This is a genomic window from Pseudomonadota bacterium (assembly GCA_026388255.1).
Classification (GTDB): domain Bacteria; phylum Desulfobacterota; class Syntrophorhabdia; order Syntrophorhabdales; family Syntrophorhabdaceae; genus JAPLKB01.
The window spans coordinates 34,251-50,281 of the sequence record JAPLKC010000094.1 but is presented as its reverse complement, the minus strand read 5'-3'; the positions used below and the strand labels follow the sequence as shown (position 1 = coordinate 50,281).

The 16,031-nt window shown below is 45.4% G+C and carries 13 protein-coding genes; all 13 read right to left on the bottom strand.

The genetic code is table 11. The annotated features are described in order from the left end of the window. Positions 1 to 76 precede the first annotated feature (76 nt). The 13 genes from NT178_14575 to NT178_14515 all read right to left on the bottom strand — a co-directional run bounded on the left by NT178_14575 (position 77) and on the right by NT178_14515 (position 15,858). Positions 77 to 1,276 carry a SpoIIE family protein phosphatase gene (locus NT178_14575; protein ID MCX5813753.1) on the bottom strand — a complete coding sequence of 400 codons (1,200 nt, stop codon included), beginning with the start codon at positions 1,274 to 1,276 and terminating at the stop codon, positions 77 to 79. Further along, a complete protein-coding gene (cheB, locus tag NT178_14570; GenBank protein MCX5813752.1) occupies positions 1,263 to 2,300 on the bottom strand; it encodes a chemotaxis-specific protein-glutamate methyltransferase CheB in 1,038 nt (345 codons plus the stop codon). Before cheB ends, NT178_14575 begins: the two co-directional genes overlap by 14 nt. An 80-nt stretch (positions 2,301 to 2,380) precedes the next feature. Then, entirely contained in the window at positions 2,381 to 4,741 is a 2,361-nt protein-coding gene (locus NT178_14565) for a hybrid sensor histidine kinase/response regulator (GenBank protein MCX5813751.1), read from the bottom strand. Then, a complete protein-coding gene (locus NT178_14560; protein MCX5813750.1) occupies positions 4,738 to 5,415 on the bottom strand; it encodes a chemotaxis protein CheW in 678 nt (225 codons plus the stop codon). The genes NT178_14565 and NT178_14560 overlap by 4 nt, the downstream gene beginning before the upstream one ends. Beyond that, entirely contained in the window at positions 5,412 to 6,761 is a 1,350-nt protein-coding gene (locus NT178_14555; protein ID MCX5813749.1) for a hypothetical protein, read from the bottom strand. Before NT178_14555 ends, NT178_14560 begins: the two co-directional genes overlap by 4 nt. After that, positions 6,742 to 7,221, bottom strand: coding sequence for a chemotaxis protein CheW (locus NT178_14550; GenBank protein ID MCX5813748.1), 480 nt, complete (start codon positions 7,219 to 7,221; stop codon positions 6,742 to 6,744). Before NT178_14550 ends, NT178_14555 begins: the two co-directional genes overlap by 20 nt. Before the next feature lie 6 nt (positions 7,222 to 7,227). Then, on the bottom strand, positions 7,228 to 9,321 hold the full coding sequence (locus NT178_14545) for a methyl-accepting chemotaxis protein (GenBank protein ID MCX5813747.1): 2,094 nt from the start codon (positions 9,319 to 9,321) through the stop codon (positions 7,228 to 7,230). Positions 9,322 to 9,353: 32 nt separating this feature from the next. Then, positions 9,354 to 11,006, bottom strand: a complete 1,653-nt coding sequence (locus NT178_14540) for a methyl-accepting chemotaxis protein (protein MCX5813746.1) — start codon at positions 11,004 to 11,006, stop codon at positions 9,354 to 9,356. Between the two features lie 109 nt (positions 11,007 to 11,115). Next, complete coding sequence (locus NT178_14535; protein MCX5813745.1) at positions 11,116 to 11,835, bottom strand: ABC transporter ATP-binding protein; 720 nt, start codon at positions 11,833 to 11,835, stop codon at positions 11,116 to 11,118. After that, positions 11,832 to 12,602, bottom strand: a complete 771-nt coding sequence (locus tag NT178_14530; protein ID MCX5813744.1) for an ABC transporter ATP-binding protein — start codon at positions 12,600 to 12,602, stop codon at positions 11,832 to 11,834. Before NT178_14530 ends, NT178_14535 begins: the two co-directional genes overlap by 4 nt. Next, entirely contained in the window at positions 12,602 to 13,630 is a 1,029-nt protein-coding gene (locus tag NT178_14525) for a branched-chain amino acid ABC transporter permease (GenBank protein ID MCX5813743.1), read from the bottom strand. The genes NT178_14530 and NT178_14525 overlap by 1 nt, the downstream gene beginning before the upstream one ends. A gap of 3 nt (positions 13,631 to 13,633) precedes the next feature. Continuing rightward, positions 13,634 to 14,509 (bottom strand): branched-chain amino acid ABC transporter permease, encoded by an 876-nt coding sequence (locus NT178_14520; GenBank protein MCX5813742.1) that lies wholly within the window; start codon positions 14,507 to 14,509, stop codon positions 13,634 to 13,636. A gap of 182 nt (positions 14,510 to 14,691) precedes the next feature. Further along, complete coding sequence (locus NT178_14515) at positions 14,692 to 15,858, bottom strand: ABC transporter substrate-binding protein (GenBank protein ID MCX5813741.1); 1,167 nt, start codon at positions 15,856 to 15,858, stop codon at positions 14,692 to 14,694. Positions 15,859 to 16,031 lie beyond the last annotated feature (173 nt).

Here is a 16,031-nt window from a genome sequence, read left to right as displayed (position 1 = left end):
CTTAAATCTCTGCAAAGTCAATACAGATGCTACTTAGCACGATATCACTTTTAAAATTGGTCTGCTGATGAAAACACTACAGAAATTCTATCCTGAGCATGGAGAAATCATCATCCAGGTCTTTTTCTCCATGCATCTCCTGAAGGGAAGAGTATAATGCATCTATTTCGGACGTATTATCCTCTGGAGGCATTTTGATAAATTCTTTTAACTCGGCGAAACTCCACATGGAGCCATCCGGCCTGCCGACTTCAAAAGCACCGTCAGAAAAAATATATAGCCTTGATGGAATTTCAACTTCAACAGCACCGCTTTTATATACGATATCGGGCATACCGCCGATAAACATATTCTCCGATCCCAGTTCCTTAATTTCCGTTGAGGGAGATATGAGCAACGCCGCCGGATGGCCTGCGCTGGCGTATGCAATTGTTTTCACAGCCTTATTAAATACACCGTACCACATGGTAAAATAGAGATTATTCTGCTGCTCCATCTGAAAGGTTTCGTTCAGGGTGGTCAACACCTCTTCCGGTATTCTGAAATTCGTATTCGGCAATGTCTGCGACCGGAGCACATTAAGCGCAGAAACCGAGAGCAGGGCCGGTCCCACGCCGTGGTCGCACACATCCAGAAGATACATGGCAAAGTGGTCTTCATCAATCCAGTGATATCCGAGAGAGTCGCCGCCAAGCTGAGTTGAAGGCATATAACGCCAGTCTGTGAGAATGTTCCCCTCCTTAACGGGCTCCGGCAGGAGAGAGACGACATATTCGGCTGCACTGGCAAGCTGGGCAGCCAATACCTGCTGACTCCTGAAAAGCGCCTCGTATGCTTCATTCCTCTGGAGAAGGGCGATATAACCCTTCGAGTGGTATCGAATCCTCGCAATCAACTCGATCCTGTCAGGCAGCTTGACAAGATAGTCATTTGCGCCGACTGCAAAGGCATCGGCCTTGGTTATTGCCTCTTCCTTACTGGAGAGGACTATAAGCGGCACGTCCTTGAGCATCTTGTGCGCCCTGAAGAATTTTACCAATGTCAACCCGTCGATCTCCGGCATAACAAGGTCCTGGAGTATCACTGTGGGTGAGACCCGCGCCGCCATTTTTATTGCTTCAGTAGGATCCTGGCAGTAGTGAAAGATAATGTCCTGTTCCGGCTCAAGCATACGTCTTACCATTTCGCCCACTATAGCCTGGTCATCTACCAGAAGCACAGTAATATCATGTCTGCTTAAGGGTTCAATAAATTGTTTATTTTCAGGGATAGTCATGTAACCTTCCTTGGTTTTTAATTTGTTTTACAACAGCGTCGGCGATCTTTTCAATGGGCAGAATCTCCTTTGCAGCGTCTATCTGGGCGGCTGCCTTGGGCATACCGTACACAACAGAGGTCTTTTCATCCTGGGCTATAGTATGCCACCCGGCCTTCCGCAACGCTAAAAGACCCTGGGCTCCATCCCTGCCCATGCCTGTTAATAGTACGGCTACACCTTGACCGGGCCAATGACGTGCAACGCTCATGAAGAATGCATCCACCGATGGCCTGTAAGGGTTGTCCCTTGGCTCGGCAACATAACGGAAGGCAAGGTCGTCTCCTATTACCAGATGGTCATTCGTGCCAGCCAGATAGATTGTATTCTCTTCGGGGGTCATGCCTTCTTTTGCAAGGGTGACCTTAAGCTTTGTGTGGCCTGCAAGCCAATCTACCAGACCATCCACAAACTGAATATCAACATGCTGGATGATTACAACAGGCATATTCACCACATCCGGTATGTGCGATACAATTTCAGTGAGCGCCTTTGGCCCTCCTGTTGAAGAGCCTATTGCAATCATGGATTGGTGAGATTTAAAAGCACTTTTCTTCACCGTCTGTTCGTTTTTTCCATTCATCCCTTCCTTTCCGATCAGCCTCTCAATCACGGCGATCTTCCTGAGAAGTTCTTCCCCTCCCTTAATATTCCCTCCAGAGTCAATAACAGGAGTACTCTGGGCATCCAGGGCACCCTTGCCCATGGCTTCAAAAACCTTTGCCGTATGTTTTGAAACCTCGTCAGTCACTATGAGGATAGCACAGGGATTTTCCTTCATAATCACCTGAATGGCCTGAAGGCCCCCCATAACAGGAAGATCCAGACCCATCAATATCAGGTCGGGTTTATTATGAGCAGTGTTTTTAACTGCTTCAGTCCCGTTTGAGGCAATCCATACAATTTCATAACCTGGTTTAGAAGAAACAACGGTACGGAGAATATCCGTTGCCCCTATATTGTTGTTGGCTATTGCAATACGCATTCTTTTATATTACTCCATCAATTTACATGTATGTCTTCAAATTCTAAATTCTACATTCTAAATTCTACATTCTAAATTTCCTACGCTTCCCCTATCAGATCCCGGACTGCATTATTCAGACTTTCATCATGAAAACTGCTCTTCGTCAGGTAATAATCGGCTCCGGCCTCAAGACCCATCATTCTATCTTCTTCCCTGTCCTTGTAAGAAACAATGATTATGGGCAAATCTTTTAAGTTGGGATCGCCTTTTATCTTCTTTATGAGCTCTATACCATTCATACGGGGCATATCTATATCAGAGATAACCAGATCGAATCTATTGAGTACCAGGGTGTTCCAGCCATCCATACCGTCTACGGCTACCGTAACATCATAACCGCTGTTTTCAAGGAGTCTACGCTCCACTTCGCGCACCGTTAATGAATCATCCACCACAAGTATACGTTTCTTAAAACCTTCTGCAAGCTCCTTTTTGTCATCAACCTTATGAAGCCTGCTATGGGTCAGCAGATTATCAATGGAACGGACGAGGTCATCCACATCGAGAATGAGAACCGGCGAACCATCCTCCAGGATTGCCCCTGCACTGATATTCGGTATAGTGCCGAGACGGGCGTCAAGGGGAATCACTACCAGTTCACGCTCACCGAGAAATCTGTCTACAACCAGACCGTATTGGTTTAAACGGTCGCTGATAACTGCAATATACAATCCGGGATAGCGCTCATCAGAAGGAGGCATACGAAGGACCTGGTGCGCGTCAACTATACCGATGTGTTCATTTTCAAATGTGTAGAATTGTTTATCCTCCAATATCTTCAAGCTGTCCTGATCGGATCGCAGAATATGGTCAATACGGCTTAATGGAATAGCATAAGGTTCCCCGCAAATATCCACCAACAGTGCCCGTAGAACAGATAATGTCAACGGGAGCTGTAAATGAAAAGATGTACCGCTCCCAGGTTTTGTCTCTACCCTTACTGAACCGCCCACCTTCTGGACCATGGACAGCACCACATCGAGACCCACACCGCGACCGGATACCTCGGTAATTTTTTTTGCTGTTGAGAAACCGGGCAGAAAAAGGAAGTCCAGAAGCTCTCCATCAGTAAGATTAGCCGCCATTTCCTTTGATGCATGACCTTTCTCAACGACTTTCCGGCGGATCCTTTCTACGTCAATCCCCCTTCCGTCTTCAGTCAGTCTGATATTCAACGTGCCGGAGCTATGCCGTGCTTCAAGGATCAAAATACCTTCAGCAGGTTTATTTGCTGCTATACGCTCTTCAGGCGTTTCCAGCCCATGATCTATAGCGTTACGTAAAAGATGGGTCAGCGGAGCTTCTAATTTTTCAAGGATGTCCCTGTCCACTTTTGTTGACTCTCCAATAATCCGGAACGTAATCTTTTTACCCATGTTCTTTGCAAGATCACGGACCATACGTGGAAATCCTGGCAAACCATCGGAAAAAGGTCTCATCCTGATTGCAACAACCTCACCGTATAACCTGTCGGCAAGGTGTTCAAGGTTGCGTGAAAAAAGCTCAAAATCAACTATTTGTGTAACGAGGAGATCTCTTATCTGGTCAAGTTGATTTAAAGATTCACCGAATTTTTCCTGTACCTCTTTAGGGACAGACTTGTTTTTAGAAAATTCGAATATCTTCTCTAAGGCGCTGCCTAATTCAAGATGCCAATCTTTCATTTTTAACAGGGAGGTTGAAAAAGGTTTTGTCGATCTTGCCTGCACAAGACATTCACCGGCAAACCCCATAAGGCGATTCAAACTTTCCGAAGCAACACGGACAAAACTTTCTTCGTCTTTTTCTTCAGGCCTGACCTTCAGTGTCACATCCTGGTTAACAGGTGAACCGGGCACCTCGGGTGTGGGCACATTTACTACAGGTCTTTCAGGCAATGTTTCCTTCTTATCCTGAATTTCTGGCGCCGTTGTCAATGCCTCTTTCTGTTCCTGAATATCAGCCGGCGGCGGCGTTGGTTTCATTTCGGGCGCTTTTGCTGGTTGTCCTGTGAGAATTTCTCTCAAACTGCCACTTATTGCATCTATTGCTTCGAATTGACCTTCCAGCCATTCAGGAATAGCAGCGATATCGATTGTCGTGAGATGGAGAAAAAGATCGTTGCCCTGCAAGAGCATGTCAATATGGTCGGAAGCAAGTTTCAGCTTACCGTGCTGAGCCGCGGAAAGCACGTCCTCCATGGCATGGGCAATGCCGACAACAGCATCCAGGCCTACAATACGCGCTGCGCCCTTGATCGAGTGGGCTGCGCGCATAAGAGGCTCAATCTTTTCAGGCGTCTGGTTCTGTTCAACCTCTACGAGTCCTGTTTCCAGGATTTTTGTATAATTTTCCGCTTCTATGCGGAAAAGATCAAGCATGGAAAGGTCGGCCATATCCGTTTGGCTTTGCGTTGTCAACTTTCCAGACTCCTTTTTAAAGCATGAATAAACCTGTCCTCACCCAGTAGCCCTACCTTCTTTTCGTTAAGATTGAAGATGCCTTCGATGAGTGTCATGGGGGATTTGGATAATGTTACAGGGGGTTCTTTTAAATCCGATGACGCTATGCGATATATGCCAAGGACTTCATCAACGGGAAAAACATAACGTTCACCATCTTTATTTATTATCACCATACGTTTATAGATCATCGTATCGTCTTTCCCTTTATCCTCTTCATGGGCATATTCCAATAGGTCGGCTACAGAAATGCAAAGAAGCAGCTCTCCGTTTATATTCACAATCCCCTTAAAAACATTGTTCGTTCGTAAGGGTACGCGGTGAACGGCACGGACATTCGTTGTCTCCTGCAAATAGATTGTTTTCAGGGCCAGCCATTCATTCTTTATCCTCATTACAATTACCGATATGGTATCAAGGGCCTCAGTTTCTTTAATGCCGGTAAGATTCCTTGTCCACTCTTCCAGAAATTCATCCGAAACCTCCCGGTCAAAAAGGGTTCTGCCGGCTTTATTGTATTCGTCACAGTTACGGCAATGTACAATATCAACAAGCTTCGGACAGGAAAAATCTCCAAAAACACCGCTTTGCTTCCAGCACTGAAGTGGGCTGATATTGTTTCCCTGATTCATATTTTTTCCTGAAATCTTTTAATACGCTCGTTAACAACCGAAGCCTTTGCCAGATCGCCTTTCTTTTCATGCAAAAGCTTCATGTGCAGCAATGCCTCATAGTAGGAGGGGTCTAAATACAAGGCTTTTTGAAAAAATGCTTCAGCCTTGTCGAAAACATTTAACGCAAGGTTGATAAGCCCCATCAAATAGTAAGCTTCCTTATTATGTTTGTGCTTTTTTAAGAATTGCTCGCACCCGGAAAGAGCTTTATCAAGCGATCCCCCGTCTGCAAGTACCCGAATCGCAGCAAGCGTTTCAGCCTCGCTTTGCAGGTTGGATGCAATCCCTCTTTCTGTACTGTCCCTGCGAGGTAAGGGTTCTGCAGTAACACAAAACCGGAGTTGCTTCGACCCCTTCGTTTTAATAACATGATTCTGCAAGAGATGTTTTTGCCGCTTTGCCTTATGGGAGACAGAAGTCTCTTCTGCCTCTGATTCAATTTTCATGCATGCAAAGGACCTTGAATGCTTTACCGCCTTGTATCCATATTGCAGGAAAGGGATTAATTCAGCGTGTCCGGTAAAAATGATACCATTCGGAAGCAGGAGGCGGTTAATGTTGTCAAACACCTTTTTTCTCGCATCATCGGTAAGATATATAAGGAGATTTTTGCAATAAATTACCTGATAATGCCCTTGACCCTCCAGGGCATGAGGATGGACAAAATTGTCTTGATAAAAGTTTACCAATCCGGCTATAGCGGGATCCAGTATAAACCCTTCTTCTGAACAGGTAAAATACTTATCCTTATGATCCCTGTTCTCGCCTCGAAAGGCGCCTTTTCCGTAAACAGCACGCTTTGCCGTCTCGATTGTCTTCGGGTTTATGTCTATTGCATCAATTTGAAAATGTTCAGGCAATAAACCGGCTTCCAGCAATGTAATTGCTATTGAATAAGGCTCTTCTCCCGTAGAACATGGTACAGAAAGGACTTTGAACATACTTCTTTCAAAGCTTGAGGATCTTATATCATCTGCATATTTTTTCAAATAGTTAAAGGATTCGGCGTCGCGAAAAAACCAAGTCTCGGAGACAGTCACATCTTCAATCAGCGCTTCAAGCTCCTCAGGGTCGGATTCGAGCATATGCAGGTATTTATCAACACTATCAACCATGGATAGCTCCATACGCGTGTTAACTGCACCTGCGATATTCCTTCTCCCTATAGATTCCGGTTCAAGCCCGATTTTTTTTGACAGTAATTCTTCAATGCTAAGCATTCCTGCCTCAGGGGCAGGGCTTGCAGCTTCAGGCGGCGAATGACGGGCCTTAAAAGGGACACGTTCATAATATGGTGATGTCATTGTTTTCCTTCAATGCAAAAAAATCATATCCCTGTATGGTTTCAGGGGGTAGTTTTTCTATTCTTATCCTTTGAATCATGCCCTTCTCATCAAAGATAACGTCGCCTAAGTATTTGGCGTCATCAACCTCTATGCCGGAAGGCTGAAATGCTTCCTCCTTGCAAAAAATAGTTTCCGTAGCCCGCTCAGCTAAAAGCCCGAGGATATGGTGGTTTTTATCAATACCAACATAGTCAACCAGTACAACACGGGTGCTATAAAGCGGCCTTGAAGTCTTCCCGGAAATCAAAACCGAAAGATCAACTACAGGTACTATGGTTCCACGGTAATTGAATAATCCCGAGAAGTATGCCGGGACATGAGGGATTTTTTTAAAAACAACCATAGGTGTAACTTCAATGATGCTGGAAACTTCCAGGCAATAGCGCTCATTATCTATCTCAAAAACAAGAAAAAGCATATATACCTACGAACTTATGGAAAATCGCGCTACTTCGTTCTCCAAATCTTTTACTGCAGCATTAAGTTGTTCGGTAACGCCTCTGAATTCAATCAAAGAATCCCTGGTCTGTCGGGCAGCCTGATTGAGATGCCCCATGGACTCACTTATCTGGGAAGCGCTCTGAGATTGCATCTGCATTCCCTGATTTACAGACTCAAACTGGGGTACCAACTCTTGAGTGTGTTCAATAGCCCTCAACAAATCTACGCTGATTTCTGCAATCCTCTCCGTACTTGTCCGCGTCTGGCCCGTATATATTTCAACAGCCTGGGCGCCGTCTCTCATTGCTTCCCTGGTTTCCATTATCATACCTTCTATATCCAAAGCAGACACGGCAGTCTGGTCTGCAAGACGCCGGATTTCTCTGGCAACCACTGAAAAGCCGATGCCGTATTCACCTGCTTTTTCTGCTTCAATGGCAGCATTGAGAGAAAGGAGGTTGATCTGGTTTGCCACTTTTGTAATGGTTGTGATCACCTGGGTAATATTATCCATCTTTTCATTCACCATCCTTAATTTCCCGGAACTTTCAGTTGTATTTTCCAGAAGTCTCTTCATAGTTGCATTTATATCCGACAGGCTGGACATGCTTGCGCTTGCCATTTCTGCGGCTTCAGAAGCCATCTTTGAAACTTTATTCATGGTTTTTGCAAATTCCTGTGAAGTTGCTGAAATTTCATTGCTTGTTGCACTTACTTCATTGATTGATGAGGCTTGTTCCGCAACAGTTGCTTCAAGTTGCCTTGCCGATGCCGCTATCTGTGTAGATGATGTACTCACCTGAATACCTGATTTGCCTACCTGTATGAGCAAAGCATAAAGGCTCGAAGTCATAGCGGTCATTGCATGAAAAAGCCGGTGAATTTCATTCCTCTGATTTTCCAAGGACCCTTCTGCGCTTCCCTTTAAATGGAGATCAACTCTGCCTGTTTTCTCAAGATCCTCCATTGCTTTCTGCAAATTTCCCTCTGCAATTTCTCCGGCAATGTCTATTACCTTTCCAAGAGACCTGGTAATCCCCCGAGAGATAACAACAACTACAATCGAAGCAAAAAACAACATGCCCAAGCTCAGGAAAAGCGCGGAAAATCTCTTGTTTACAAAGCTTTTATCCCTTTTATCGAGCAGTCCCTGCAACTCCAGCATAGACGTCTCCCTGAGTCCAGAGCCTGTATCAAGCACTTTTTTTGCAGATTCAAAAAATTCCATAGCCGGTATTTTGAAATTCGGATCGTTGGAAAAACGTTTCAATATAAAAAGAAAAGGGGGAATGGATGTTTTATATGCTTCCAGCAGAGGAGGAATGCTATTTTGAAGCGAAGCATTGACGCCATGCTGTTTTTTACTCTCCCTGAGTATTGTTTCCACGCTCTGGCTAATGTGCTCAAGGTCATCTTCAAGCATGGCAGAGAAAACAGCAAATTTTATCCTGTCTTCCTGTGACGTATAACCTTTGTAGATCACCGACTCTGCAAAAAGCATGAATAAGCCCAGCTTTTCCTGCATTTTCGGCATAGTAATAAGACCGATATCAATTAAATAGGTAGTATCCAGATTAGGATCAAGGACCATGTTTGATGTATCTCCTACCCTTTTGATTAACGCGCAAACCGGTCTCAGTATCATTTCTTCATGAGCATCGTCATTCTGGGTGGTTCCATTATTTTTCCAGTTAGAACGAAGTTCCTGCCATTTTTTGTATATCTGCGAAATATGACCACGCTCAATGCCCGCAGCCTTCAGGCTCTTTTCACTAATCTGCAGCAGGTCTTCCGACCTTTTCCCCTCTGTCTGAAGAAGGGAAAATTGCTTTTCTATTCCCTGGGCAAGAAGGTTTACTTTCTCTTCCACTGTTTTGTCCCCTTCAATATACAGGCGCACCAGCAATTGATGTTTCGGGATGAGTTCCGCAATGGTTTCCAGTGGCATGAGCAGTTTGTTTCCACAGGATTCAAGGCGGGTGAAACCAATATCACGGTTAAACCCTGAGACCATATAAAAAAGGAGGACAATGATCGGCAGGGCAAAAATAATACTTCCGGCAAAGATTTTTTCCAAAATCGTAAATCTGTTAAAGGATATCTTCATAATTATCCGCGATTTAATTTAAAACGTGAGACCTCATTTTGTAAAACCTGCACTGCGGAGTTGAGTTGCTCTGTCACCCGTTTATACTCCGATAGAGAGTCTCTCGTCTGCTCCGCTGCCGTGGACAACTGGTTCATAGCCTCACTGATCTGCTGCGCTCCCTCGACCTGCATGTGCATCCCCTCATTCACTACCTCGAATTGCGGACCAAGTTTCCTTGCTTGATCAATAATATCACCGAGTTGATCGCCGATAATTTCAACAGCTTCGACGTTTCGTCGTACCCCTTCGGCGAATTTATCCATTTCCATAACACCGGATGAGACTGAAGACTGCATCTCCTTCACCATATATTCTATATCTTTCGTGGCTATCGCTGTTTGATCGGAAAGACGTGTGATCTCACGGGCAACCACTGAAAATCCTTTCCCGTATTCTCCGGCCTTCTCTGCTTCAATGGCAGCATTCAGAGATAAAAGATTGGTCTGATCTGAAATCTTATTGATGGTAGTAACAACACCGGAAATCTTGTTTGCCTTTTCATTAATAATGCCCAACTTTGACGATATGTAACCGGTAGCTTCTATAAATGCACGCATTGATGATTGCATACGGTTAAGTGAATCGCGTCCTTCTTCGGCCATGCCGGCGGTCTGTGAGGCTGTTTCACTAACGCCGCCCATAGTCTGCATCAAATCTTCAGATGTGTTGGATATCTTTTTGGTTGTTGTAGTAACCTCCCGAATAGATGCAGCCTGTTCTGCAACCGTTGACTCAAGTTGTCTTGCCGATGCAGCTATCTGTGTTGTGGATGAGGTCACCTGTATACCGGAAAGCTGTACCTGTCCTATAAGGGAATCGAGATTTTTCCTCATGTGATTGAGGGCGCTTACAAGCTGACTGATTTCATCGGCCCCCTGCGCCCGCATCTCTTCCTCGGCACTATTTATCCGAAGATCGCCTTCAGCAACCCGCTGTAAACTTTTCTTCATAAAGGATAACGGTTGCGTGATACTCCTCGCAATAAGCCAGGATACCGTTACTACAACAAAGATTAATATAACCATTACAAGCGCCAGTTTCAGGGCTTTATTCAAGAATATCTTATCAACGTCATCCGTATAGACTCCGGAACCTATTACCCACCCCCAGGGTTCAAATCCTTTTACATAAGTAATTTTAGGGGTATCTTTTTCAGCGCCGGGCTTCTTCCATAAATATTCAACAAAACCGGCTTTTTGGGCCCTTACCTTTTCAACAAATGCAACTACGATCCTTTTCCCCTTAACATCTTTCAGGTCTGTTTGGTCTTTTCCTTCCAATTCAAAGTATGGATGTGCAACCATAAATGCCTTCATGTCGTTTATCCAGAAATACTCATTCCCTTCATAGCGTAAAGATCTTATTAAATCCTTTGTCTTCTGCTGAGCCTCCTCATCGGTGATTTTCCCGCTTTTGGCAGAATCGTAATAGAATTGCACAACCCCGTATGCCGCTTCTACAACGTTTCGCGTCCGCGTCTTTTTTTCTTCCAGAAGGTCTTCCTTCAAAGAGACAAGGAATATAAACTCAGTTAAAAAGAGGCTGAACAATGCTATTCCTACAATGATCCAGAACTTGTACTTAATCTTTAATTTACCCATAAAATTAACCATATAGAACCCCCGGTCTATGAACCTTTAAAAATAATAACATAAGTGTGCACAAACTTGATACTGGATTTTCTTAATTTATTTCTAATGATATTAAATAAAATCAATATTTTCAACATCCAAGATAGGCTTCCTTGACCCTCGGATCACCAATGAGTTCTGCCCCTGAACCGGAAATGGTAATCCTTCCGGTCTCCAGCACATAAGCCCGTGAGGCTATGGATAGGGCCATAAGCGCATTCTGCTCAACAAGGAGGATTGTGGTGCCCGCCTGGTTGATCTCTGTAAGGACTTGGAAAATATTGCGTACCAGAAAAGGGGCAAGCCCCATGGAAGGCTCATCGAGGAGCATCGTACTGCCTCTGCTCATAATCGCACGGGATAGAGCAAGCATCTGTTGCTCACCCCCTGAGAGCGTTCCCCCAAGCTGTTTTCTTCTCTTATGAAGTTGGGGAAAAAGTGTAAAGATACGGTCATAATCCTCTGAGATTTCTGCTTTATCCTTACGCTGCCATGTGGCAAGCTTCAGATTTTCCATAATCGTGAGGTTGCCGAAAATGCCGCGCCCTTCCGGTACATGAGCAATGCCCATGGCCACAATCCGATGGGCAGGTACATTGCACAAATCCCGTTGCCTGTAATATATATGGCCTTTGTAAGGCTCCACCCCTGAAACAGCGCGGAGTGTAGAAGACTTGCCTGCTCCGTTTGCCCCGATGAGCGTAACAATTTCACCTTCGTATACATGGAATGATATGTCATCTACAGCCTTGATATTTCCATATGTAATGGCAAGATCTTTTACCTCAAGTATAATCCCGGTTTCGCTCATCCCTGTATCTCCTTACCCAGGTATGCTTCAAGAACTAAGGGATTATTCTGTATCTCATGAGGTTTGCCCTGGGCTATAGTTTCACCGAAATCAAGCACTATCAAGCGTTCACAAATATTCATAACAAAATGCATCTGATGCTCAATGAGCAGGATGGTAAGGTTAAAATCGTTTTTTATCCTTCGGATAAGCTCCATGAGCCGGTCAACTTCCTGGGGGTTCATACCGGCAGCGGGCTCATCAAGAAGAAGAAGCTTCGGTTCAGTCGCAAGAGCCCTGGCAATTTCCAGTCTCCGCTGTAAACCATAAGGGAGATTCTTCGACAGTTCATTGGCGTGAGTTTCCAGGTTTAAATGGGCAAGCAGATCCATAGAGTGGGATATAATCCTCTCCTCTTCTCTGCAGAAACGTCCTGTATGGAGCAATGCATCTATGGGGTTGTATTCCACCCTCGCATAATGTGCAGTCCTGATATTATCAAGAACCGTCATCTCTTTGAAAAGGCGTATGTTCTGAAAAGTGCGGGCAATACCGAGGGCGGTGACCTGATTTGGCCTCTTTCCCACAATCCGGACACCCTCAAAGGTCATGCTTCCCTGTGTTGCGCTGTATACGCCGGTGATGAGATTGAAAACCGTTGTCTTTCCTGCACCGTTTGGCCCGATAATCCCGACAAGTTCATGCGGTTCCAGGCTCAGGCTAAAGCCTGATACCGCTGCCAGCCCGCCGAAATAGTGACTAACCCCCTGGGCATTGAAGATTGCCATTACCTGTCCTCTCTTTTCTCACGCCATAGTCTGCTTGCAAAAAGATCGCGAATAGGGACAAACCAACGGAATTCCTTGAGACCCATAATGCCTTTTGGCCGGAAGATCATGAGCATTACCAGCATGAGCGGCATAAAAACCATACGCCATATGCCCATGGGTCTTAAGACCTCCAGCAGTACTGTATAAATTGTAGCGCCAAGAATTGATCCTGCAATAGACCCGATACCGCCGAGGTATACCATGATAAGTATGTCCGTCGATTTTATAATATCAAAAGCACGGGGATTGATAAATTGCAGAAGATGCGCAAAGAGGGCGCCTGCAACCCCGGCAAAGAAAGATGATACAACAAATGCGATAATTTTCACCTCTTTTGTATTAACGCTCATGAGGTCGCTTGCTATTTCATCTTCACGTATTGAGAGCACACCTCTCCCGAAATTTGAGTAAACAAGGTTCCGGATCGCCCATACAGACAAAGCTGCCCAAAAGAATACCCATGGGAGTGTGGACAGTTTCTCCATACCGAGAAAACCTCTTGGTCCGCCGAGGGTGTCGATGTTTTCTATCGCCGACTTGACAATCATGCCAAAGGCAAGAGTGACAATAGCAAGGTAATCGCCCCTTGTTTTAAATGAAGGAAAGGCCACTATCAATCCGACAATGGCAGCTCCGATCCCTCCTGCGAGAACTGCAAGGGGAAAGAGCCAGACTGCCATATGAGCAGGAAAGACTCTTACCGTGAGAAAAGAGGCGATGTAGGCGCCTATTGCCATGAATCCTGCATGGCCCACGGAGAATTCGCCCATATAACCGTTTATCAGGTTAAGGCTCAACGTGAGGATGATATTTATGCCTACATACATTAAGATTAGCTGTATGTAAAGATCAAGGAGTTCAAAATGATGGACAGCGAGAGAGGTCAAAAAGATAAAAGCCAGAAGCGCCGGCAAGAGCCAGCGCATACGCATCAATTTTCTCCAGAGTTGCGTAACCGTTTGCAATATGTCTTCCCTATTTTCCACAGCCTATACCTTCTGCGGCTGGGGTTTGCCGAGTATGCCGTAAGGCCGGAATATGAGCAGTACAATCAGGAGCGCAAAGGCAACGAAATCACGGTATGTAGAGGGAAAAAAGGCAACGACAAGGATTTCCACCATACCGAGGATATAACCGCCGATCATGGCGCCCCGGATATTGCCTATTCCGCCTACTACGGCAGATATAAAGGCCTTCCATCCTACCATGATCCCCATGTATGGGTCTATTACCGGGTATGCCAGGCCATACATTACCCCTGCCGCTCCACCAAGACTGGCGCCGATGGCAAAGGTTACAGAGATTATCAGATTCATCGGCACCCCCATAAGAGGCACCGTTGCCTTGTCCCACGAAATGGCCCTCATGGCCATTCCTACCATGGTCTTCCTCACAATCAGGTCCAGGATCAGCATCAACAATAACGAAAGTACAATAATAAACGCCTGGAGAGAAGATATGGATACCCCCAGGATAGTCCATGTCGTATTGGACATAAGCTGGGGTATCTGTTTGGGGTAGGGGTTCAGAGCAAGGGTAAAATTTTCCAGAAAAAGACCTACTCCCAGTGCCGTAATAATTGCAGATACACGGGGCGCCTGCCTCAGGGGCTTATAAGCCAGACGTTCAATTACAACCCCGAGAAGGGCCACTCCGAACATGGATATCAACATCACCGGCACAAAGGAAAGTTTCAGGAAGACTGCCGCAACAAAGCAGAGAAAAGCGCCCACCATGAAGAGATCACCATGGGCAAAATTTATCATGGTGAGAATTCCGTAGACCATTGTATAACCCAGGGCAATCAATGCGTATATGCTGCCAAGTTGAAAAGCATTCATCAATTGCTGGAGGACATAGGACATTTTAAATCACCGCAATCCGGAACTGTATTTTGTATTTTTGATTGCCCCTCGGGTTTCATATTTCGAAGCTTGCTTCAAAAAATAAATCTGTTCAAAATTTCTTTTCGATGCCTCGTCGAGGCTTGCCTCGGGGGGATTCGTTCTGGACTTAAGAAACAACAATCGGCAATCCGTAATCGGCACTATGGGTTTGCGCTCACAAAATAGACGAATTTTCCATCCTTAATCCGGAGTATTACCGCACTCTTTACAGGATCACCCGATCCTTCCTTAAACTGCATATTCCCTGTTACGCCCTCATATTTGAGGATTCCGGCTAATGCGTCCCGGACTGCCTGCCGATCGACCCGGTTAGCCCCTTTAATCGCCTGCCAGAGGAGCCCGAAGGAATCGTAGGTAAGGGCTGCTACATCGTCGGGCATAACCCCATACTTTGTCTTAAAAGCTTCGATAAATTTTGCTGCCACAGGGGTTGCAGCATCTGCAGCATAATGGGTGCTGAAATAACAACCTTCACAATCCTTGCCGCAGAGCTTAAGCAGTTCCTGACTCCCCCATGAATCGCTCCCGACAATCGGTACTTCAATGCCAAGACGCTTTGCCTGTTGGATCTGCAAAGGTATTTCACTGTAGTAGTTGGGTAAAAATATTATATCCGGGGAAGCCTTCTTTATCTTCGTCAACTGTCCCGAAAAATCCTTATCGTTTGTGGTGTAAGTCTCAAAGGCCACCACCTTACCCCCGCTCTGCTCGAAGGTCTCTTTAAAAAATTCGGCAATGCCTTTATTGTAATCAGAGGCAACATCATAGAGCACAGCAGCTTTTTTTACCTTCAGACTTTCCATGGCAAACTTTGCAACAACCCGGCCCTGAAAAGGATCAATGAAACAGGCCCGAAATACATATTTTTTCGGGGCGTTGGTTTTGGCATCAAGGGTGGTTTTAGGATTCGTAGACCATGGGCTTATTAGGACTACCTTTGAACTCTCGGCAATCTCCGATGCAGGGATGGCATAGCGGGTTGCATTCGGGCCAATTATTGCGTGTACCTTCTTCTGGGTGATCAGTTTCTGGGCTGCAGAGGCAGACTGATCGGCCTTACCGGCATTATCTTCAACAAAAAGCTCTACTTTATATTTTTTATTGTCAATATCGAGTCCGCCCGCATTATTCACTTCCTGGACGGCCATTTCTGCGGCCTTCTTGCATGACTCACCCACGGCAGGCATATCACCGGTCAATTCAGCGATGACGCCTATCCTGACGGTAGAACCTTTTTCACCACTGCAGGCAGTCAGAAAAACCGATGCAACCATGCACAAAACCACAAATAAAAATGCTTTTTTCATAGAACTCTCCTTGCATTAATATTATTGAGAATAGCAAAGCCGGAGGATATTTGCCTCAGAGCTTATGATTTCTCTTGCATCATAGAACGGTTAATGTAAGACCTTTGCAAAATTCTAAAAATGCCGTCATTAAGCCTGCCCCGGAGTGCGGGTACCCGCTTGCGGGTGATCCG

Coding starts and splice junctions, on each gene's coding strand:
- NT178_14575 (MCX5813753.1), bottom strand. CDS start 1,276: ATGACTATCCCTGAAAATAAACAATTTATTGAACCCTTAAGCAGACAT.
- cheB (MCX5813752.1), bottom strand. CDS start 2,300: ATGCGTATTGCAATAGCCAACAACAATATAGGGGCAACGGATATTCTC.
- NT178_14560 (MCX5813750.1), bottom strand. CDS start 5,415: ATGAATCAGGGAAACAATATCAGCCCACTTCAGTGCTGGAAGCAAAGC.
- NT178_14555 (MCX5813749.1), bottom strand. CDS start 6,761: ATGACATCACCATATTATGAACGTGTCCCTTTTAAGGCCCGTCATTCG.
- NT178_14550 (MCX5813748.1), bottom strand. CDS start 7,221: ATGCTTTTTCTTGTTTTTGAGATAGATAATGAGCGCTATTGCCTGGAA.
- NT178_14540 (MCX5813746.1), bottom strand. CDS start 11,006: ATGGTTAATTTTATGGGTAAATTAAAGATTAAGTACAAGTTCTGGATC.
- NT178_14535 (MCX5813745.1), bottom strand. CDS start 11,835: ATGAGCGAAACCGGGATTATACTTGAGGTAAAAGATCTTGCCATTACA.
- NT178_14530 (MCX5813744.1), bottom strand. CDS start 12,602: ATGGCAATCTTCAATGCCCAGGGGGTTAGTCACTATTTCGGCGGGCTG.
- NT178_14520 (MCX5813742.1), bottom strand. CDS start 14,509: ATGTCCTATGTCCTCCAGCAATTGATGAATGCTTTTCAACTTGGCAGC.
- NT178_14515 (MCX5813741.1), bottom strand. CDS start 15,858: ATGAAAAAAGCATTTTTATTTGTGGTTTTGTGCATGGTTGCATCGGTT.